The organism is Erwinia sp. SLM-02 (assembly GCF_037450285.1).
Classification (GTDB): domain Bacteria; phylum Pseudomonadota; class Gammaproteobacteria; order Enterobacterales; family Enterobacteriaceae; genus Erwinia.
In genome coordinates this window covers 2233809-2255305 of sequence record NZ_JAQISN010000001.1, presented here as the reverse complement: position 1 = coordinate 2255305, position 21497 = coordinate 2233809, and the positions used below count along the sequence as shown (strand labels likewise).

The 21497-nt window shown below is 60.4% G+C and carries 20 protein-coding genes; 15 read left to right on the top strand and 5 right to left on the bottom strand.

What is annotated here, in order from left to right; all coding sequences use genetic code 11:
* Positions 1-52 precede the first annotated feature (52 nt).
* The 3 genes from PGH32_RS10510 (at position 53) to PGH32_RS10500 (ending at position 4544) form a co-directional block, all read left to right on the top strand.
* Positions 53-838, top strand: coding sequence for a siderophore-interacting protein (locus PGH32_RS10510; protein WP_443112773.1), 786 nt, complete (start codon positions 53-55; stop codon positions 836-838).
* Between the two features lie 81 nt (positions 839-919).
* Complete coding sequence (locus PGH32_RS10505; protein WP_314427433.1) at positions 920-1459, top strand: PadR family transcriptional regulator; 540 nt, start codon at positions 920-922, stop codon at positions 1457-1459.
* 712 nt (positions 1460-2171) lie between these two features.
* Entirely contained in the window at positions 2172-4544 is a 2373-nt protein-coding gene (locus PGH32_RS10500; protein WP_443112751.1) for a TonB-dependent receptor domain-containing protein, read from the top strand.
* Positions 4545-5624: 1080 nt separating this feature from the next.
* On the opposite strand, the gene PGH32_RS10495 is transcribed toward PGH32_RS10500, so the two are convergent.
* Entirely contained in the window at positions 5625-6725 is a 1101-nt protein-coding gene (locus PGH32_RS10495) for an NADH:flavin oxidoreductase/NADH oxidase (RefSeq protein ID WP_314423739.1), read from the bottom strand.
* A 115-nt stretch (positions 6726-6840) separates the two neighbouring features.
* Positions 6841-7758 carry a LysR family transcriptional regulator gene (locus PGH32_RS10490; protein ID WP_337893986.1) on the bottom strand — a complete coding sequence of 306 codons (918 nt, stop codon included), beginning with the start codon at positions 7756-7758 and terminating at the stop codon, positions 6841-6843.
* Positions 7759-7915: 157 nt separating this feature from the next.
* On the opposite strand from PGH32_RS10490, the gene PGH32_RS10485 reads away from it, so the two are divergent.
* Both PGH32_RS10485 and PGH32_RS10480 read left to right on the top strand, forming a co-directional pair.
* Complete coding sequence (locus tag PGH32_RS10485; RefSeq protein ID WP_337893985.1) at positions 7916-8419, top strand: SRPBCC domain-containing protein; 504 nt, start codon at positions 7916-7918, stop codon at positions 8417-8419.
* 117 nt (positions 8420-8536) lie between these two features.
* Positions 8537-9475 (top strand): 2-hydroxyacid dehydrogenase, encoded by a 939-nt coding sequence (locus PGH32_RS10480; protein WP_337893984.1) that lies wholly within the window; start codon positions 8537-8539, stop codon positions 9473-9475.
* 59 nt (positions 9476-9534) lie between these two features.
* Here the strand turns inward: PGH32_RS10480 and PGH32_RS10475 are convergent, their stop codons facing one another.
* Both PGH32_RS10475 and PGH32_RS10470 read right to left on the bottom strand, forming a co-directional pair.
* On the bottom strand, positions 9535-10227 hold the full coding sequence (locus PGH32_RS10475) for an RraA family protein (RefSeq protein WP_123334853.1): 693 nt from the start codon (positions 10225-10227) through the stop codon (positions 9535-9537).
* Positions 10228-10241: 14 nt separating this feature from the next.
* Positions 10242-11450, bottom strand: coding sequence for an aspartate transaminase (locus tag PGH32_RS10470; protein WP_337893983.1), 1209 nt, complete (start codon positions 11448-11450; stop codon positions 10242-10244).
* 328 nt (positions 11451-11778) lie between these two features.
* Between PGH32_RS10470 and nac the strand changes: the two genes are divergently transcribed.
* The 10 genes from nac (at position 11779) to PGH32_RS10420 (ending at position 19904) form a co-directional block, all read left to right on the top strand.
* Positions 11779-12702, top strand: coding sequence for a nitrogen assimilation transcriptional regulator NAC (gene nac, locus PGH32_RS10465; RefSeq protein ID WP_123334850.1), 924 nt, complete (start codon positions 11779-11781; stop codon positions 12700-12702).
* Positions 12703-13010: 308 nt separating this feature from the next.
* On the top strand, positions 13011-13682 hold the full coding sequence (gene pxpB, locus PGH32_RS10460; protein ID WP_123334848.1) for a 5-oxoprolinase subunit PxpB: 672 nt from the start codon (positions 13011-13013) through the stop codon (positions 13680-13682).
* Positions 13679-14647: a biotin-dependent carboxyltransferase family protein gene (locus tag PGH32_RS10455; protein ID WP_314423722.1), complete on the top strand. Its 969-nt coding sequence runs from the start codon at positions 13679-13681 to the stop codon at positions 14645-14647. Before pxpB ends, PGH32_RS10455 begins: the two co-directional genes overlap by 4 nt.
* A 15-nt stretch (positions 14648-14662) precedes the next feature.
* Positions 14663-15151 carry an acetyl-CoA carboxylase biotin carboxyl carrier protein gene (locus tag PGH32_RS10450; protein WP_337893982.1) on the top strand — a complete coding sequence of 163 codons (489 nt, stop codon included), beginning with the start codon at positions 14663-14665 and terminating at the stop codon, positions 15149-15151.
* Positions 15148-15918: a LamB/YcsF family protein gene (locus PGH32_RS10445; protein ID WP_337893981.1), complete on the top strand. Its 771-nt coding sequence runs from the start codon at positions 15148-15150 to the stop codon at positions 15916-15918. The genes PGH32_RS10450 and PGH32_RS10445 overlap by 4 nt, the downstream gene beginning before the upstream one ends.
* Before the next feature lie 135 nt (positions 15919-16053).
* Positions 16054-16806 carry an SDR family oxidoreductase gene (locus PGH32_RS10440; protein WP_337893980.1) on the top strand — a complete coding sequence of 251 codons (753 nt, stop codon included), beginning with the start codon at positions 16054-16056 and terminating at the stop codon, positions 16804-16806.
* Positions 16807-16832: 26 nt separating this feature from the next.
* Positions 16833-17534 (top strand): amino acid ABC transporter permease, encoded by a 702-nt coding sequence (locus tag PGH32_RS10435; RefSeq protein WP_314423712.1) that lies wholly within the window; start codon positions 16833-16835, stop codon positions 17532-17534.
* Positions 17535-17539: 5 nt separating this feature from the next.
* On the top strand, positions 17540-18298 hold the full coding sequence (locus tag PGH32_RS10430; protein ID WP_314423709.1) for an amino acid ABC transporter permease: 759 nt from the start codon (positions 17540-17542) through the stop codon (positions 18296-18298).
* 3 nt (positions 18299-18301) lie between these two features.
* Positions 18302-19039 carry an amino acid ABC transporter ATP-binding protein gene (locus PGH32_RS10425; protein WP_337893979.1) on the top strand — a complete coding sequence of 246 codons (738 nt, stop codon included), beginning with the start codon at positions 18302-18304 and terminating at the stop codon, positions 19037-19039.
* Positions 19040-19061: 22 nt separating this feature from the next.
* A complete protein-coding gene (locus PGH32_RS10420) occupies positions 19062-19904 on the top strand; it encodes a transporter substrate-binding domain-containing protein (protein ID WP_314423703.1) in 843 nt (280 codons plus the stop codon).
* 54 nt (positions 19905-19958) lie between these two features.
* Here PGH32_RS10420 and PGH32_RS10415 read toward each other — a convergent pair whose 3' ends face one another.
* Entirely contained in the window at positions 19959-21464 is a 1506-nt protein-coding gene (locus PGH32_RS10415; protein ID WP_337893978.1) for a carbohydrate porin, read from the bottom strand.
* Between the last annotated feature and the right edge of the window lie 33 nt (positions 21465-21497).

Below are 21497 nucleotides of genomic sequence, written 5' to 3'. Positions count from 1 at the left end.
TGCCTGCCGGAGTTACGTTGCCGGATGTCAATCCGGCAGCCCAAGGAGAATAATTTTGTCTGAAAATAAAAGCCGCGCACCTAAGCGCGTACGTAATGAACTGCGCTTCCGCCAGATTACGGTCGCCGCTAAAACGCTCGTCGCCGAAAATTTCTGGCGTATTGATTTTATCGGCGACGATCTCGCCGGGTTCGTCTCCCCGGGCTTTGATGACCATATCAAAGTGTTTTTCCCCGATGCCGCCACCGGCGAACTGCATCTGCCGGAAGTCACCTCCGACGGCGTGGTGTGGAAAGAGGGCGCCCGCCCGGCTTCCCGCGACTATACGCCGCTGTGGTTTGACGGCGTAAAAAACACCCTGACCCTGGACTTTTATATCCACGATGGCGGTGTGGCCAGCAACTGGGCGGCGCAGGCGAAGGTTGGCGATCCGCTGGCGATTGGCGGCCCGCGCGGCTCGATGATTGTACCGGAGGATTATGCCTTCCAGCTGTACGTCTGCGACGAAAGCGGCCTGCCGGCATTTAAACGCCGGAAAGAAACCGTACAGGGCGGAGTGCGTAAGCTGTTCGCCTTTGCTGACGAAGCCAGCGGCAGCCTCTATCTGGACGGCCTGAACGGCATTGATGCCAGCTGGATCGGCAGCGGGAAAATGCACGGCGAACCGCTACGGGCGCTGATTAGCGAACTCGACAGCATCCAGCTGCCGCTCGATGATTACTTTATCTGGCTGACCGGTGAAGGTGACGCGGTGAAGCAGCTTAACGACTACTTTGTTATCCAGCGCGGCTGCGACGAGAACTTTGTCCGCGCCGTGGCCTACTGGCACCAGAAGTAACCCTGTGGGCCGCCGCGCCGGTTGTGTTTCACCGGGTGGCGGTCTACTATCACCCCCCTTATTTTTCCGCACGGGCAGGCGATGAAACGACCGCAGTTCCCCTTTACCCCCTCAGACAGCGAGCCGCGCGCCGCCTGCGGCAGCCAGCGCAAAAAGCGCCGGGAAAAAATGCTCGACGGCAGCGATATTCGCCTGCTGGTGCTGCATTTTCTCAGCCAGGGTGAGGCCCACGGCTACGAGCTGATCAAAGCCATTGAGGATCTGTCCAAAGGGGAGTACACGCCCAGCCCTGGCATTATCTATCCCAACCTGACGCTGCTGGAAGAAACGGCGATGATCGCCGCCGTCGATCCGCAGGCGGCGCGTAAAGCCTATCGCCTGGAGCCGCAGGGCCGCGACTGGCTGCAGCAGAATCAGCCCGATCTGGCAACAATCGTGCAGCGGCTCTCCTCGCTGGCGGTGCTGGTGCATAACCGCAGCGTGCCGGAAGTGGAGCGGGCGATCCACAATATGAAAACCGCGCTCAACACGCGGCTGTCACAGCAGGCTATCTCGCAGGAAACCCTCTACGCTATCGTGGATGCGCTGGACGAAGCGGCGAAAAAGATCGAACGTAGTTAGCCTGTTAGCCTGTTAGCCTGTTAGCCTGTTAGCCTGTTAGCCAGAGCCAGAGCCAGAGCCAGAGCCAGAGCCAGTCTGCCAGTGCCATAGCCACTGGCGTTGGCTTCGTGCAGATGCACACCGCGCCTGTTAGTTCCGCCCAGGTTTTCTCAGATGCATGCAGGCTTCTGTTGCCCCTCTGTTGTACCCCGTACATGATTTATCCCTGATCCCTGATCCCTGATCCCTGATCCCTGATCCCTGATCCCTGATCCCTTTCTGTATACCGATCCTAATTGCCGAATTTTCCGGGTTGCACTTGCATCAACGCGCAAGTCATTCCGCTTACCCGCAGGAAAAGACATCAGGCACCGCAGACCCACCACCTGACATTCCGCATGCGCGCGATTATTTACATCCGTTTTCTAATCATTAATTTTCAGCGTTGAGTGTTACATTGAAATAATTGTGAGGAAATTGTGCAGAGAGTGAAAGTTTTTCGAAAGCAGATGTCTGGTTGATTTAATGCCCTTAACGTTATCCTGCGGAATTAATTATTCTTAATAATAAAGTGAACTTTATGCCCTGAGCTCTATTGATAAAGATAATCATTCCTATTAATATCCCGCCGCCTTAAAAATATAATAATATTAGCGAAACTTAACTGATTTCATATTCTTTTTTATCGAAGCAATCCGTGAGCCAATACTAATAACAAGCAAAGGGTAATTAAATGCTCACCACGTCAAAATTACAGGGAATCAGTGCGCCGGTAATGAAATGGGCGGTACTGGCCGCAGCGATTCACTGTGCCTGCGGCTATGCGCAGGCTGAAACTTCTGCCACAGCGAACGCCGCCGCAGAAAGCAGCAATGAACAGGGCACGATGACCGTCACCGCCCAGGCTCCGCTTCAGGGCGGCAGCAAAACCACCATCACCGCTGAACAGATGCAGAAGAACGGCACCACCGATTTCGGTTCGGTGATGCGTTATCAGCCGCTGATTAGCGCAACGGGTGTGAGCGGCGGTTCTACCGCAGGTAAAAGCGGTTTCGACCGCAGCGGCTACACCGGATTTAATATTCGTGGGCTGGAAAGCAACCGCGTTGGTTTAGACGTGGACGGTATTCCACTGCCGGATGCCACCGGTCGCAGCTACGTCAGTCGTGCGGGTTTAAATACCTTCGGTATTGGCCGCGATTATATTGACCCGTATATGTTTGGCAGCGTGGATATTGATGCCGGCGCCACCTCCGTCGAACAGCCGAATACCTCGATCGGCGGCAACGTTTCCTTCCGTAATAAATCCGCCGACGATTATCTTTCCCCGGGACGTTCCAGCTGGTTTGGCTACCAGAGTGATTACGACTCTTCCAACCGCGGCTGGCATAACGGGATCACCGCCGCAGCGGGCGACAGCACCCTGCGCGGCGTCTTCGTTCTGAGCCGCCGTGACGGTCAGCAGACCAGCAACAACAGCGATGAGGTCAGCGCCTACCCGACGAACTGGCACTCCACCGCGCTGATGACCTCCGGGATCTGGCAGCCGAACGACGAGCATAAATTCAGCGCCACGCTGGACTACTACCACAAGGTTAACCACAGCCACTACGATACCTGGAATACCGCAGGGACCAGCACCATCGGCGACAGCCAGCAGCAGAGCGATACCCGCCGCTGGGGCGTGAGCCTGGCGGATGAGTACACGCCGGACAGCGGTTTTGTCGACAGCCTCTCCAGCCGCGTTTACTACCAGCACACCGAAGCGCATGACAACACCTACATGCCAACCGATGCCAGCGGCACCATGCAGCACGTCTACTCGGACTACAACGTTGATACCTGGGGCTTTGACACCCACGGCAACAAAACGCTTGGCCGCCACGATCTGAGCGCCGGAATCAACGGCCGCATCACCGATACCGAGCGTCCGTTCCGTCAGGATCCGGCTCCGAGCGTCTACAGCGTGATCATGCAGCCGCAGGCCGACAGCCGTAGCTATACGGTCGGTGGCTTCGTGCAGGATAAGATCAACTTTGACCTGAACGGCAGCCGCTTCGCGGTGATCCCGGGCGTGCGCGCGGTATATCAGAATACCAAACCGCAGAATCTGTCCAGCCTGACTACCGGCAGCACGGTGCTGACCGCCTCCGAGCTGGAAACCCTGTACGGTTCGGCGAACAGCGACAGCCAGATCCTGCCGTCGCTGATGCTGCAGTACGATCTCACCCCGCAGATGATTACCTATCTGCAGTACAAACGCGGCGCGCAGTTTGCTAACGCCAGCCAGCTATACGGTTCGTGGAACCTGGGTTCCTCCTATGCCGGCACCGCGCAGTATGCGCTGATCGGTAATGCGGATCTGGAAACCGAAACCAGTAACAACCTGGAGTGGGGCGTGAAAGGCAACGTGACCGACGGCGTGACGCTGAACGGTTCCCTGTTCTACAACACCTACAAGAACTTCATCGCCTATAGCCGCTACACCCGTGCCGGTAGCCCGGACAAGTTCACTAATGTTCCATCGAACATCTACACCGTTTATCAGGCTGAAAACCGCGATAAAGCCTATATCTGGGGCGGTGAGCTGAGCAGCAAGGTAAACTTCGGGACCTGGTTTGAAGAGGTTAACGGCCTGAGCGCGACCTTTGCTCTGGGCTACAGCGAAGGTAAATCCAAGTCCAGCTACGACGGCGACAAGTATGTTGATATCGACAGCGTTGCGCCGATGAAAGCGGTGGTGGGCATGGCGTGGGACGATCCGGCGAAGCGCTACGGCGCAGCGGTGGTGGCGACCTTTGTGAAGGGCAAGCAGGCCAGTGCGACCAACCGCGAGAGCTACACCAACAGCGGCACGGCGTTGACCGATTCCAGCACCGAGTACAATCGTATTCCTGGCTACGGCATGGTGGATATGACCGCGTACTGGCAGGTGGCGAAGAACGTCAAGCTGAGCGGGGGGATTTATAACCTGACCGATCGTAAGTACTGGGATTATCTCAGCAGCCGCGATCTGACTGGCAGTACCACTCAGGATGCCTACGAGAAGGCGCTGGCGGTGATGCCAGGCCGTACTTTCCAGGCGGGGATTAACGTCGATTTCTGATGAGGTCGATCGCCTAACGGGTCAGGTTGTTGCCCGCGTAGTGGAGTTTGAAGCCGCTGTCTCTTTTGGGGATAGCGGTTTTTTTGTGGCGGTTGAAAATGCGATGGCGATGGCTTCAGTGGCGGTGATTCAGGCCCGGCCTCTGCGGTTACCGGGTGGTCCTCGCGTCGCGCTGTGCACGATGCCTTCGGTTGCAGCTCCGTGCCTTCCGGACCGCCGTGGAGCGGGCGTCCTGCCCGCGCCACGCCTGACGCCAACGTCCTGTTGGCGTCTCCTGGCTCGTCGCCTCCACCTCAGCGCTGTGGATTACCCGGTAACCGCAGAGGCCGGGCCTTTAATACATTGTGCTGGCTGTTTAAATCTCAATGCCGTTCTCTAAGGGATTAGATCCCCATCTTTCAGGTTACAGGACAGATGGATGTTTGCTCTTTAACCGCAGAGGCCGGGCCTTTAATATACTGTGCTGGCTGTTTAAATCTGGATTCTGCTCTTGAAATGACGGGCTTCTAATCCTTAAAGCGATTGGATATGCGGACGTTTTCTCAGTAAAGGCAGAGTCTAAACCTTGAATCTACTTTGCTGGATCTCGAAAATCGAAGTTCTGAGTTCTGAGTTCTGAGTTCTGAGTTCTGAGTTCTGATTCCGGAATTGATCGCTTCAGTTGTCGTTCGCCTTTTTCTGCCAGACAACACTTATGCAAAAAGCAGACGGGGTGAGCCCCCGACCGGGCAATCCGCAGCGCTGAACGGAGCGAGGAAGCCAGGATTCGCCTGCATGGACGCAGGCGAAAGGCACAGCCGCGCAGGACGCGAGTCTGTGGCGGTCCGTCCGGCTGACGAACGAAGTGAAGGCACCGCGAAGCGGCGCGAGGACCGCCCGGTCGGGGGCTCACCCCGTCGGCTTTGCCACGACAGTCACCGGCAAAACCGCCCGGGCGGGGGCACACATCGTCAGCTTTGCCACTACAGTCACCGACAGAACCGCCTGGTCAGGGGCACACCCCGTCGGCTTTGCCACGACAGTCACCGGCAAAACATGTTTGTGCCCCCACAGTCTCGAGCAATTGAATGCCCCAACTCTTTACTCCGCTAAACGATAACGCGCCAGCCAGTGCGCATACGGCGCTGGCAACACCCACGACGGATCCTCAACGTTCAGCTTCTTCGCCAGATAATACGGATAGTGCGGATTCGCCAGATGCGCACGGCCAATCATCACCAGATCCATCTGCCGATCGGCAATCACCCGCTCCGCCACATCTGCCTGCTCCACGCCCCAGGACGACGCCACCGGCAGACCGGCCTCACGACGCACGCGCTCGGCAATCGGTGCCAGGAAGCCCGGCCCCCACGGAATGCTGGTTTCCGCAATAGTAAAGCCCACGCTGACGTTCAGCAGATCCAGCCCGCCCTGATGCATCAGTCGGGTCAGCTCAATCGACTCGCTCAGCGTCTGCTCGTCCTGGCCGTCAAACTCCAGCACGCCGAAACGCGCGGTCAGCGGCAGATTCTCCGGCCACACCTCGCGCACGGCGGCCAGGGTTTCCAGCAGGAAGCGGCTGCGACCGGCAAAATCGCCGCCGTAAGCGTCGGTACGCTGGTTGGAATGGGCGGAGAAGAAACTCTGCGCCAGATAGCCGTGGGCAAAATGCAGCTCCAGCCACTCAAAACCGGCATCGCGCGCGCGGCGGGCGGCGGCAACGAAGTCGCTTTTCACCCGGTTAATATCATCCAGCGTCATCGCCTGCGGCACCTTTGGCAGATGGTGGCCGAACGCAATGGCGGAAGGGGCAATCGTCTGCCAGCCGCGGCTGTCGCCTTCGGCAATATGATCGTCGCCTTCCCATGGACGATTAGCGCTGGCCTTGCGACCGGCGTGACCAATCTGAATACCCGGAACGGAACCCGCTGCCTTGATCGACGCCGCAATGCGCGCCATGCCCTGCGCCTGCTCATCGTTCCACAGCCCGGTACAGGCCGGCGTGATGCGACCCTCCGGTGAAACGGCGGTGGCTTCCACAATCACCAGACCCGCGCCGCCGCGGGCGATCGCCGGATAGTGAACCTGATGCCATTCATTGGTCAGACCGTCAACGGCGCTGTACTGGCACATTGGCGGCACCGCAATGCGGTTACGCAGCGTAACGTCTTTCAGTTTAAACGGGGTAAAAAGCGCGGACATAGATAACCTCAGTCATAGACGATCGAAAAACACGTGGCCTGTCGATAAGTGGCGATCACGGTAAGCGATGGCCACACATTACCGCTAAGCCGTATGTGCGAAACGCACTGGCCGATCACAGCGCGCGGGCGTCCAGCCCCAGGGTAGTAAACAGCAGGGCGCGCAGCCAGCGGTGGCCGGGATCGCGATGGCTGCGCTCGTGCCAGACCAGCGTTTTGCTGAAGCCCGCCACCGCGACCGGCGGCGTTATCCGCACCAGCCCGTCGGCGGATTCTGCCAGCCTGCGCGGCACCACGGCAATCAAATCGCTACTGCGCAGGATCTGCGGCAGCACCAGGAAACTGTTCACTGCCAGCGTCACCCGCCGCTGACGGCCAATTGCGGCTAGCGCCTGGTCGGTCACGCCGCGAAACTCGCGGCCGCTGTGCGAAACCAGCACGTGGTCCAGCGAGCAGAAGTTATCCAGCGACAGCTCGCCGTGCAGCAGGGCCGGGTGATCGGGCCGCAGCAGACAGACGTACTGCTCGTCAAACAGATGACGGGCGTGCAGATCGGCAGGGGTGATGTCCGGAGTCAGCAGCGCCATATCAACCTCGCCGCGCTCCATCTGCACGGGAAGTCTGTCACTTTCCACCGGCTGCACGCTCACCCGCACGCCGGGAGCCTGCTGGCGCAGCGCGGCAATAAACGGCACCGCTACCGCGCTCAGGGCGTAATCGGTCGCGGCGATGTTCAGCGACATCTGCGAGCTGGCGGCATCAAACGCTGCGGGCTGGAGCATCCGATCGATGTCGCCGAGAATTTGTTTTAGCGGAACGGCCAGCGCCAGCGCCCGCAGGGTCGGGTTAATGCCGTGCTGGCCGCGGGTAAATAGCGGATCGCCAAAATGCTCGCGCAGGCGATTAAGCATCGCGCTCACCGCCGGCTGCGTCAGCGACAGGCGCTGGGCGGCGCGCGTCACGCTGCGTTCATCCAGCAGCGCATCCAGCGTTTTCAACAGATTTAAATCCAGCGTGCGTAGTGGGCTACTCATCGACTCCCCGGCGGCTAATGGGTCAGATATCACTAAGGATGATATCTGAAATAAAATATGCTGATTGGTTTTATATCATCACGCCGTGCATTATGCCGTGGTTTTCGGCAGGCGCATCCCGCGCTGTGGCTGACCAGACTTACCGAGAGGCAACATCATGAACGCAATTCACTGGCCGCAGGGCTACATTCCAGGTTTCAGCGACAACTTCGCCAGCAACGAAATGATTATTACCGGCGTCAGCGTCGCGGCGCTGTGGGACAAACTGATTGATACCGCCGCCTGGCCCGGTTATTACAGCAACGCCAGCGATATTCAGTTCCACGACGGCAGCGGCCCGTATCTGACCGACGGTGCACGTTTCCGCTTCACCACCTTTGGCTTTGTGGTGGAAAGCGAAGTTAACGAATTCGTCGCACCGGAAGTCTGTGGTGCGGCGCGTATTGCCTGGCACGGCGGGTGCGGCGAGGGCGACAGTCGGCTTGACGTGCATCATGCATGGCTGATTGAGGCGCTGCCGGGGGGCCGCGTGCGCCTGCTGACCCAGGAAACCCAGAACGGCAAACCGGCGGTTGAGCTGGCCAACGCGCGCCCCAACCCGATGATCAACGGCCATCAGCAGTGGCTGGACGGGCTGATCGCCGCCGCGCGCGCCGGGTGATTTCGCGTGCATGATAAGCGAATCCTATCTGGCGATAAGCGTAACCTTGCGGGGGCCACGGCGGAATTCCGCTAGTTTATTAACGTTCTGAACCCTACGTTAATAAGGATGCCCGCAATGAAACAACAGATACTGATTATCCAGCCGCTGATGCCCGCGCTGAGCGAGATGCTGCACCGCGACTACCTGTGCCATCGCCTGTACGAGCAGCCGGATGCGGCCGCCTGGCTGCAGCAGCACGGCCAGACTATCCGCGCGGTTGCCACCCGGGGAGACGTCGGGCTGGCGGCTGACGTGATGGCCGCGTTACCGGCACTGGAAGTGATTGCCGTGTTCGGCGTGGGCACTGACGCCATCGATCTGGCCGCCGCCCGCGATCGCGGCATTACCGTTACCGTTACCGCCGATATCCTCACCGATGACGTCGCCGACCTGGCGCTGGCGCTGATGCTCAGCGTCTCCCGGCAGATCGTGGCGCAGGATGCCTTCCTGCGCGCGGGCGAATGGGCAAACCGCCCGCCGGTGCTGGGCAGCAAGCTCAGCGGCAGGCGCGTCGGCATCCTCGGGCTGGGACGCATCGGCTCGGCGATTGCCCGCCGCTGCGCCGCCTTCGATATGCAGATCGGCTACTGCAACAGCCGCCAGAGTGATGAACCCGGCTGGCAGCGCTTTGGCGATCTGCATCAGCTGGCGCTGTTCAGCGATGTGCTGGTGCTGGCGGTGCCGGGTGATGCGCGTAACTACAAAGTGGTCGATCGCGAGGTGCTTCACGCACTGGGATCGCAGGGCGTGCTGATTAACGTCGCGCGCGGGGCGGTGGTTAATGAGGACGATCTGATCGCCGCGCTGGAAAATCACACCATCGCCGGCGCGGGGCTGGACGTGTTCGAAGGTGAACCGGCAATCGATCCGCGCTTTTTCGCGCTGGAAAATACGGTACTGACCCCGCATATCGCCAGCGCCACGGTGGAAACGCGCCAGGCGATGGCGCAAAACGTGGCGGATAATCTCGCCTCGTGGTTTGCTCACGGCAAAGCCATTACGCCGGTTGCATAACGAAAAAGGCACCCGTTATGGGTGCCTGTTATCAACACAGAATAGTGTTCTTTTACCGCCTAGAACCGCCCGTCGATAATCTCCACCTGCTTGTTTTTCAGCGTCTCATCAATCCAGCCGCGCTCCAGCTCGCCGCGCTTCGCCAGCTCGAAGTTGCGCTCGTCGACGATCAGATAGGCCTGCGCCGCTTCCAGAATCTGTGCCGCATCGCCGTGCGGGATGACGATCACCCCGTCGTGGTCGCCGAGGATAATGTCGCCCGGCGACACGTGAATATTACCGCAGGCGATCGGCACGTTGATTTCGCCGGGGCCGTCTTTATACGGGCCGCCGGGGGTGATGGCGGCCGCATACAGGTGGTAATCCATCTTGCCGATGCCTTCGATATCGCGGATCGGGCCGTCCAGCACCAGCCCCTCAATACCACGCTGGCGGGCCCAGGTGGTCATCACTTCGCCCATCAGCGCCTGGCTGCGATCGCCTTCGTTGGACACCACGATCACATCGTCTTTACCGGCCATATCCATCGCCTTGTGCAGCATCAGATTGTCGCCGGAGCGGGCCTTAACGGTGACCGCCAGGCCGCACATTACCGCGTTGCGCGGGGCGCTCATCAGGCGAATTTCACCGGACAGCGCGGGCAGGCGGCTCATGCAGTCGGCCACCACGGCGGCGGGCAGCGTGCGGAAGGCCTCGACGTAGCCAGCGGCTTCGAGATTACGTTGTAAGAAAATACGGTTTCCTGCGGGCATAGCGAATCTCCTGATTATTTCAGCTGGCTGACGGCGGCGGCAATCTGGGCGGCCCCGGCCTGAAGCGTGGCAAGGTCTGTGGCAATAGACAGGCGGAAGTAGGGCGATAGACCGTAGGCGGCACCGGCGACGACCGCCACGCCCGCGCTCTCCAGCAGCCACAGCACCACCTCGCTGTCGTTGTTCAATACCTGTCCCTGCGCGGTGGTTTTACCCAGCAGACCGCCGCAGTTGACGTAAAGATAAAATGCCCCTTCCGGCACGCGGCAGCTCAGGCCCGGCACGGCATTCAGGCGGGCGGCAATATCGTCGCGGCGCTGGCGGTAGATTTCGCGGCTGTGGGTGATAAAGCCGGTGCCGCTGTTCAGCGCGGCCAGGGCAGCGGCCTGGCTGACGGAGCTGGCATTGCTGGTGGACTGCGACTGCAGGGTGCCCATGGCGGTAATCAGTGCTTTCGGTCCGGTGGCGTAGCCGATGCGCCAGCCGGTCATGGCGTAGGTTTTCGACACGCCGTTGACCACCAGCGTGCGGTCGGCCAGGCGCGGTTCCACCTCCAGCAGATGCACGTTCGGGCTGTCGTCGTAGCGCAGATGCTCGTAAATATCGTCGGTCATAATCGCCAGATGCGGATAGTCCAGCAGCACATCCGCCAGCGCGCGCAGCTCGTCGCGGCTGTAGGTGGCGCCGCTCGGGTTAGACGGCGAGTTGAGGATCAGCCAGCGGCAGCGGCTGGTAATCGACGCCCGCAGCTGTTCGGCGGTCAGGCGGAATCCGGCCTCTTCCTGGCAGGTAATCACTACCGGACGGCCGTCGCAGGCCAGTACCATATCCGGATAGGAAACCCAGTACGGTGCGGGGATCAGTACCTCATCGCCGACTTCCAGGGTGGCGGCCAGCGCGTTGAAGATCGCGCTCTTCGCGCCGTTGGTGACGATGATGTCTTCCGGCTTCACCGTCAGATGATTTTCGCGCAGGAACTTGGCGGCAATCGCTTCGCACAGCGCGGGGGTGCCGTTGTTCTGCGTGTAGCGGGTTTCCCCGTTGCGGATCGCGGCGCAGGCCGCCTCGCAGATTTCCGGCGGGGTATCGAAATCAGGTTCACCGACCACCAGGTTAATAATGGCTTTCCCTTCACGCTTGAGGGCGTTGGCGCGATCGGATGCGCTGCTGCTGGGAGAAGGTTTAATACGCGTAACGCGGGCGGCAATACGGATAGCACTCATGGTCACTCCAGTCTGTTCCGGGATGCCTCTACGTTACGAATAAGCGGCGGGCGACGGTTAAGAGGAGTTTGTTCTGATTCAAGAGCAAAAGCTTATGGATGGGGCCCAGCGATAAGTAAAACTCCCCGCAATGGTGCAGACGGCGGCGGGAAGCAAGCGTTTGATTAATGGATGGATAGCGAAATAACACGATCTATCTCACTGTTTTACATATTAACTTTTTTGTCATCCGGCTTTGCGGGGCAGTTAACACTCAGGCTGGTCCGGATCTTGCTACACTTCCGTTCACTTTTTCTTAACATTCTGTCCGGTGACGAGAGGTATGACAATGAATCTCAGGCGGCTCCGCTACTTCATCAAAATTGTCGACGTCGGCAGTTTGACCCAGGCGGCCGATATTCTGCATATCGCCCAGCCAGCCCTCAGCCAGCAGTTGGCCTCGCTGGAAAGCGAAGTCAAACAGCAGCTGCTGATCCGCACCAAGCGCGGCGTGACGCCGACCGAAGCGGGCAGCATCCTTTATGCCCACGCCCAGGCGATACTGCGCCAGTGTGAGCAGGCGCAGAGCGCCATCGACGGCGCGGGTCTGGCGCTGAGCGGCCAGGTGTCCGTCGGGCTGGCGCCCGGTACCGCCGCCTCGCTGCTGGCGCTGCCGCTGATGGAGGAGGTGCGTAAACAGCATCCCGGCATCCTGCTTTACTTCAACGAAAGCTTTGGCACCACCCTCAGCGAGCTGATTATGAGCGGGCGCATGGATATGGCGGTGCTGTACGGCAATCGTCAGATCCACGGGCTGGCCTTTATTCCGCTGATGAAGGAGGATCTCTACCTGGTGACGCCGCAGAGTGAAATCAGCTTCGGTAAAACCGTCACCCTGGAGCAGATAGCCCATCTTGAGCTGTTCCTGCCGCGCCCTTACAACATCATGCGCAAGCTGGTTGACGAAGCCTTCGTGCAGAAAAACCTCTCCTATAAGGTGAAGTGCGAAATCGAATCGGCCACCACCCTGGCGCAGGCGCTGGAGGGCAACCTCGGCGCCACCATCCTGCCGGAATCCATCGCGCGCAATATGGTCAAGCAGTCCCGCGCACGGATGTCTAAAATCATCGATCCGGGGATTCAGGCACCGCTGTCGTTCTGCACCTCCGACCATCTGCCGCTGTCCCAGCCTGCCGAAGCGGTGAAGAAGATCCTGCTGTCGCTGATGGCCGAACGCACCCACGACAACCGACCGCTGACCCTGGTCAGCTGACATCACACGATGCGGCCGCCAGCCCGTTCTGACGGGTGGCCGCAGTCACCACGCCGCTGTTCCTACGGTCGCCGAAGTCACCACGCTGCTGCCCCTTTTCCGGGCAGATGATTCCCGTATCGGTCCACCCGCCTCCGTCATCGACGGGCGATAACCCGCGCCAGCGTGCCTGCCGCACGCCCCGGCTTCCCGGTAATAAGTCTGCCTTATCCCCCTAAAGCGAAACCCTCTTACAGACCGCCAGGAGCGGCGGGATAGAGTGGGTTATCGCATTTTTCCGTTAGCGGATATGAAGTTGAGGATGAGGAATGGACCCAGCACGTCAGTTACAGGCCCCGCAAATTAGCTGGCTTGGCACCCACGCGGTACTGTTTGAAGCCCCCGGCGAGATCACCCTGGAAAACCAGCAGCGCATCTGGGCGCTGGCCGATTACGCCAGCGGGCTGGCCGCCATTCGCGGCGTGGTGCCGGGCATGAATAACCTGATGCTGGTCTTTGGCCCGCAGATGAGCGGGGGCGAGCAGCTGTTTGACCACCTGCGCCAGCAGTGGCAGCGCGGTGAAAGCAAAACCTTCTCCGGCCGGGTGATTGAGCTGGATGTCACCTACGGCGGCGAGCCGGGGCCGCATATCTGCGACGTGGCCGAACACACCGGCATGACCATTCAGGAGATCGTGCAGCGCCACACCGAACCGCTGTACCCGGTGTATGCCCTCGGCAGCCATCCGGGCTACTGCTACCTCGGCAACATGGATCCGCAGCTGGCCACCCCGCGCCGCGCCAGCCCGGTGCAGAGCATTCCCGGCGGATCGGTGTCCATCGGCGGCGTTCAGACCGGCGTTTCCGCCTCTCCCGGCCCCAGCGGCTGGAACACCATTGGCCGTACCGACTTCGTTTTCTTTGATGCCCACGCCGCGCCGCCGGTGCGGCTCCAGCCCGGCGACAGCATTCGCTTCCGGGTAAGCAGGGTACTGGCATGATCGTCATTGAACGCACTACCGCGCTGTCCAGCGTGCAGGACGAGGGCCGCTTTGGCGCGCTGCACTTCGGTGTGGGAACCGCCGGCGTGATGGACCCGCTGGCGCTGCGGCTGGGCAACGCGCTGCTCGGCAACCAGCCGGACGATGCGGTGATTGAGATCCCCCTGTTCCCGTTCCGCCTGCGCTTCACCCGCGACTGCGCCTTTGCCATCAGCGGCGGAGACAGCCCGGCGATGCTCGGCGATCGGCGTATTCCGGCCTGGTGGGTGGCGCAGGCGAAGGCGGGCGAGGTGCTGACCCTGCACGCCTCGCGCTTCTCGGCGCGCAGCTATCTGCATCTGCCCGGCGGGGTTGACGTGCCGAAGGTACTGGGGTCGCGCAGCACCCAGCTCAGGGGCGAATTTGGCGGCTTCCACGGCCGCGGACTGCAGCAGGGCGACAGGCTCAGCGCCGCCCGCGACGCGTATCGGGGCGCGGTGGACTTCGGCATTGCCTCTCCGCGCCTGAGCCTGTGCGACCGCCCTGACGGCGTGCCGCAGATCCGCGTGCTCCCTGCGGCGGAGTACGGTGCCTTTACCGACGCATCGGTGGCGCGCTTCTGGCAGCAGCAGTGGCGCGTTTCACCGCAGAGCAACCGCTACGGCTACCGGCTGGACGGCGAAGGGCTGGTGGCGAAAGCACCGCTGGAGATGCGATCCCACGGCATTATTCCCGGGGTTATCCAGGTGACCCACAGCGGCCAGCCGATTATTCAGATGCGCGACGCCCAGCCGAGCGGCGGCTACCCGAAACTCGGCACGGTAATCGATGCCGATATGTGGCTGCTGGGCCAGGTGCCGGTAGGCAGCAACGTACAGTTTGTTGAGGTGAACTGGCCGCAGGCCGACGAGGCGGAACGTCAGCAGCAGCGATGGCTGGCGGGGCTCTGCCAGCGTATTGACGACTACCGCCGCTGCCCGCTTTAACCGGGAGGAGAGAAAATGCCCACCATTCGTGAACTTCAGGCCATTACCCGCCGACTGCGGCGCAGTGGCATAGACAGCATTGAGATTAAAGGCGACGGCTACAGCGTGCGCATTCGCTGCGGCGCTGAAGGGATGCCGCTAACCGGTGCCGCATTCCATACGCCGTCATCAGCATTATCCGTTCCCAATGCACAACGGCCATCAACGCGTACGCCCGCTATTGCGACTTATCCTGCATCCCCGCAGCCCAACCTCGTTGAGCTGGACGCGCCGATGCCGGGGCGCATCTGGCTGCAGGACCCGCTGACCGGCAAACGCATCGCCGCCGACGGCCGCACGGTGAAAGCCGGCGATCTGCTGGCGCTGCTGCAGGCCGGACCGATCTGTCTGCCGCTGCGGGCCGGGGCCGACGGGCAACTGGATGAGTACGCGGTTGCGCAGGGCGATCGGGTGGAGTACGGCCAGCCGGTGGTTCGCATCGTTAAAACGGAGGCAGCACCATGAGAAGCATCGATCTTAACGCCGACCTCGGTGAAGGCTTTGGCGACTGGCGCATCGGCGATGATGCCGGGTTAATGGCGCTGATCAGCTCCGCCAACGTCGCCTGCGGCTTCCACGCCGGGGACGCGGCGATCATGGCCAGCAGCGTGGCGCTGGCAAAACGCTACGGCGTGGATCTCGGGGCGCACGTCGGCTTCCCGGATTTAGCCGGATTTGGCCGTCGGCGGATGCAGATCGACACGCAAACCCTCGCGCACTACGTCACCTATCAGCTCGGCGCGCTCGCGGCGTTTGCCCGCGTGGCGGACTACCCGCTGAGCCACATGAGCTTCCACGGCGCGCTGGGCAACATGGCCGCCGAGGATGAGGCGCTGGCAAGGCCGCTGCTGGCGGCGGTAAAGGCGTTTGACCCGGATCTGATTATCAGCACCACCGCCGCCAACGCGGTGGAGCGCTGCGCCCGCGAGCTGGGGCTGCGCGTGGCCTGCACGTTTCTGGCCGATCGCGCCTACCAGGCCAGCGGCCTGCTGGTGCCGCGCGGAACCCCCGGCGCGGTGATCCACGACCCGCAGCAGGTCAGCCAGCGGGTGATAGATCTGCTGAAAACCGGCTGCGTCACGGCGATTGACGGCACCCGGCTGCCGATGGCGATTTCCTCGATTTTAATGCACGGCGACACGCCCGGCTCGCTGGCGCTGATTGCACAACTGCGGACCGATATCGCCGCACAGGGCGGAGAAATTCGCCCGATATCTAAACATTTTTATTGAATAAACAGCGAGATAGCTTAGATTGTCTGGCTCTATAAGATCGGCTTATTGCCACAAAGACTTTACCTCTTACCCCTCGGCGCGGGGGAGGGGATACAGTCAAAGACAGAGCAAAAATAACAACAGGAGAAGTGAATGCCATTTTCAGATTATAAAACCGCACTGGTGACCGGCGCTTCCGCCGGAATGGGTGAAGCCATCGTTGAGCGTCTGTGCCAGGAGGGTATCGTGGTTCACGCGGTGGCCCGTCGTCATAACGAACTGGAGCAGCTGGCGGCGAGAACCGGCTGTATTCCCCACGCCATCGACGTCTCCGACGTGCAGGCGCTGAATGAGCTGTGCCGCGACCTGTCCATCGACATCCTGGTAAACAACGCCGGCGTTTCCCATCCCGGTTCCATTCTGCAATCGCAGGAGTCGCAGATCGAAACCCAGGTTGACGTCAATCTGCGCGCGGTGCTGCACCTCTGCCGCCTGCTGGTGCCGGGCATGGTCGAGCGCGACCGTGGCCACGTGATTAACATCACCTCGATTGCCGCAATTTACAACTTCGGCGGCAACTCCATTTATCACGCCACCAAAGCGGGCGTTCATGCGCTCTCACGCCAGCTGCGCGTGGACTGCTATGGCAAACGTGTGCGTATCACCGAGATCTGCCCGGGCCGCGTGGCGACCGATATCTTCGGCAACGTCACCGGGGATAAAGAGGCCGCGCGCCGCGAATTTATCGACGGCTTCGAACTGCCGACGGCGAAAGATATTGCCGATACCGTGGCCTTCGCCATCTCTGCGCCGCTGGCGGTGAATATCGGCAATATCGAGATTACCCCCACGCTGCAGGTGCCGGGCGGGTTATCCACCATGCGCCCCGGTGATTTTGCGCGTTAATCCGAACTGAGTGAGGGCGATCGACGATGAACGGTTCACTTGATTTTAGCGTCATTCTGCACGGCCAGTACGGACAGATGATCGTCGATGGCGTCGCGTTAACGCTGAAGCTGGCGGTGGGTTCCTGGCTGCTGGCGATGATCCTGGCGATGGTGCTGGTGGTGATCCGGCTGACCCCGCTGAAGCCGCTGCAGTGGCTGGTGGCGGCCTACGTTTCCTGGCATCGCAATGTGCCTACGCTGATCCAGCTGATGATCTGGTACTTCGCCGTGCCCACTCTGCTGCCGGAGTCGGCGCAGATCTGGCTGAATGACTACAACGCGGAGTTTCTGTTCTCGATGGTGGCGCTGGGGCTGTGCCAGGCGGCGTATTTTTCCGAAGATATCCGCAGCGGCCTGCGCGCCACGCCGGACGGGCAGCGCGAGGCAGCACGGGCGCTGGGCATGGGCTACGTGAAGTCAATGCGGCTGATTATTCTGCCGCAGGGCATCCGCAACGCGCTGCCCGCGCTGATTAACCACACGGTGCTGCTGTTTAAAAACACCAGCCTGGCGATGGTGATCGGCGTGGCGGACCTCACCTACGTGACCCGCGAAATCGAAAACTACACCTTCCGCACCTTCGAGGCTTATCTGGTGTCGACGCTCTGTTACCTGTTCTTCTCTCTGCTGCTGATGGCCGCCGGTGCGTTTCTGGCACAGCGTTTCCAGCGCGTCTATGCGAGGTAAGCTGAATGAGTGAAATGCTGACGATTTTACAGCAGAACGGCATGCTGTTCCTGATGGGGCAGTATCCCAACGGCCCGCTGGGCGGGGTGCTCTGTACGCTGCTGGTATCGCTGATGGCGATTGTGCTGGCGCTGCCGATCGGCGTGCTGCTGGGCGTGGCGCGCATCTCGCCGTACCGCATGCTGCGCTGGCCCGCCACCGTCTGGGTCTATGTGCTGCGCGGCGTGCCGCTGCTGATGGTGATCTTCTGGACCTACTTCTGCGTGCCGCTGCTGCTGGGCCACACGCTGAGCGGCTTCGGCACCATGCTGGTCACGTTAGTTATCTATGAAAGCGCCTACATTGCGGAAATTGTCCGCGCCGGGATCCAGGCGCTGCCGCAGGGGCAGTACGAAGCCTCCCGCGCCCTGGGCATGAGCTACACCCGCACCTTCCGGCTGGTGATCCTGCCGCAGGCGCTCTACAACATGCTGCCGAGCCTGGTCAGCCAGCTGGTGTCGATTATCAAAGACAGCACCCTCGGCTACGTGATCAACGTGCCGGAGCTGACCTTTGCCGCCAATCAGGTGAATAACCAGCTGCTGACCAAGCCGTTTCAGGTGTTCGCCATTGTCGCCATCAGCTACTACATCATCTGCTTCAGCCTGACGTGGCTGGCCGGTTATCTGGAACGGCGCATCGCCGCCAAACGACGCGGCCCCGCCGTCAGCTCAGCACCGCAGCCCGCCGCGCTGCTGGTCAACAAACCCGCTATCGAGGAGTAAGGCATGAGTCCGATCATTCACTTTAACCAGGTTAACAAGTGGTACGGCGCCTATCACGCGCTCGCCGACCTCAACGCGGAAGTGAACAGCGGCGAGGTGGTGGTGGTCTGTGGGCCGTCCGGCTCCGGCAAATCCACGCTGATCCGCACCGTCAACCGGCTGGAGCCGATCCAGCAGGGCCAGATTGTCTTCGACGGGCTGGATATTCACGGGGCCAGCACCCAGCAAAACCGGCTGCGGGCGCGGATCGGCTTCGTCTTTCAGAGCTTTAACCTGTTTCCACACCTGTCGGTGATCGACAACGTCATGCTCTCTCCGATCAAGGTGCTGGGCGTGCGGCGCAGCGAGGCGAAGCAGCATGCCCTGGCGCTGCTGGAGCGGGTGGGTCTGGCGCACAAGGCCAACGCCTGGCCCGCGCAGCTCTCCGGCGGCCAGCAGCAGCGCGTGGCGATTGCCCGGGCGCTGGCGATGAAGCCGCCGGTGATGCTGTTTGATGAACCGACCTCGGCGCTGGACCCGGAAATGGTCGGCGAGGTGCTGAACGTGATGCGCAGCCTGGCGAACGAAGGCATGACCATGATGTGCGTGACCCATGAAATGAATTTTGCCCGCGAGGTGGCGGATACCATCTGGTTTATGGATGAAGGAAAAATACTGGAAAAGGCTGAGCCAGACGCCTTCTTTACCCGTCCCCAGCACCCGCGCGCGCAACGTTTCCTTACCGACCTGCGTCAGCACTGAAACCGAAACGGAGCCTGAAACCATGAGAAAAATCACCACGCCGCTGCTGTCACTTTGTCTGCCGTTAATGCTCAGTGCCGCACTGCCCGCCAGCGCCGATACGCTTGCCGATATCAGCAGCCGCGGCGAGCTGAACTGCGGCGTCTATGCCGACGTACCGCCGTTCTCCTCGCCGGATGTCAAAACCCGCCAGCTGGCCGGGATGGATGTCGATCTCTGCAACGCGCTGGCGAAGCAGCTGGGGGTAAAAGCCAACCTGATGCCGGTCTCCGTTGAGGCGCGTATTGCCGTGCTGACCACCGGGCGGGTTGACGTACTGATTGCCAACCTCGCCTACACCAAAAGCCGCGCCGCGCAGATCCAGTTCAGCGATCCGTACTACATCGCCAAAGAGGTGCTGGTGGTGAAGGAAGCCAACGCCGCGAAAACCCGCGCCGATTTCAAAGGCAAACGCCTCAGCTCCACCAAAGGCTCCACCTCCGAGCAGTCGATCCGCCTGGCGCAGGCGAAGCCGGTCACCTTCCAGGACACCGCTTCGGCGTATCTGGCGCTGCAGCAGAATAAATCGGTGGGCTTTGTCACCAACGGCATGACCGCCACCCAGTTGGTGAACCGCGCCAAAGCCGACGGCATTAATCTGGCGATCCTGAAAGAGCCGATGGCGCTGGAGCCGGTGGCGGTGGGGATGCAGAAGGGCGACGAGGCGCTGCTGGCGAAGGTGAACGACAGCCTGGCGAAGATGGAGCAGGGCGGCGAGATCGACACCATCTGGAATCGCTGGCTGGGGCCGGACACCGAATACAAAATGGTGCGCGAGGATAAGGTGCAGCCGCTCAGCCAGCTGAAGTTTGAGGCGCTGGAGTAAGGTTTTGGGGGTTGATGCACTGAACTCAGCCCCGTTACCGTTAGCCGGTTAACCTCAGAACCAGGTTTCCAGCTGGGTGCCGACCATCAGCGAACCGCCGCTGTGATAGCCCGCGTTGCCGAAGGTATCGGTCGAAGAGTAGTTATCCAGATTTTTGTCCCAGTTCATCCAGGTGACGAAGAAACGGATCTCCGGACGCTCAAAGAAGTCGGTGACGTTCTGCATTTTAAAGGTCGGCGCGAAGGTCAGCTTGTAGTAGCTGCCGGACACCGGCTTATTGCCGTTAAAGCCCTTCGGATCGATGTCCATATACTGATAGCTGGCCTCGTACTGCAGGGCAAAGTTCTGATTAATTTCCTGAATCAGCCGCGAGTTCAGCGTCACCCAGTCGTAATGGTCGGATTTGATGTAGCGGCTGTTGCTGCTCTGAGCCACCAGCAGCGGGGCAACGCTCAGCTTCTCGCTCAGCCGGGTGATGCCGTAGGTGGCGAACTTCACCGTCCAGGCATCGTCAATCAGATAGCCATCCGAACCCGGCCCGCGCACTTCGGCCCCCAGCGCCTTACCGTACAGCAGCACGGTTTTGGTCGACCCCTCGTTAAGGCCGTAGAAGCTGTCGCCGTGCCACGCCAGCATGGTGTTGAAGCCGTGCGAGGCGGCGTTATCCTGCGCCAGACCGTCGTTGATCCGCTTGTCGTTTTCCTTCGAGTAGAGGCCGTTCAGCATCCACTGCCAGTTGCCGACGCGGTTATTCAGCGAGAAGGTGTAGTTCTGGATAAACGTATTATCGGCGCCGGTCATGTTGTTGTATTCAACATTTTCCATCGCATCGATATCGTTGAAGTTACGCCCGTAGACCGACAGGTTGGTTTTCACGTCGCCGAAGAAATTCACGTCGTAAATCCCCGCGCCGGTGCCGATCAGGTTCATCATGTCCGAGTCCAGCCAGTGGATATCGAAGTTATCCCGGTCCTCGCGCTTGCCCGCCCACAGCGTGGAGCCGCTGAACGCGCCGGTGAAGGTGGGCAGGTTGCTCATCTCCACAAACGCCTGGCGCAGGTTCATCTGGCCGTTAAACGCGCTGTCGGTGTTATAGGTTTTGTCCCACTCGGCAATTTTCATGTAGTAGCGGAAGCTCGAATCGTTGGCGTAGTGGCGCTTGTAGTCGAAGTCGGCGGTAACGTAGGTGTCGGCTTCGTTCCCCAGGCGGCCAACGCTGCCGCCGGTGCTGCCCGCGGGCGTCAGGGAAGGGCCGACCGTGGTAGTGGTGCCCTGTTTTCCGCTCAGGATGCCGGTGCGGGCGTAGCCGCCGAATTTAATCTCGGTATCGTTATTAATAATATCGCTCTTGCTGTTTTTATTTTTTAATTCCGCGTCACTGGCTCGTTTCTCCGCCACGGCAATTTTATTTTCAGCAAGCGTTAATTGTTTTTGTGAAAGCTTAAGTTCCGCCTCCACTTTTTCCAGCCGGGCGTTAATTTCGGCCAGGGTTAATTCCGCTGCGTGCGCAGGTAAAGTACAGGCCAGGGTACAGAAAGTAAGAAGTGCTATTTTCATCATTTATACCTGTGAGTCACCCTGCTCTGAATAGAA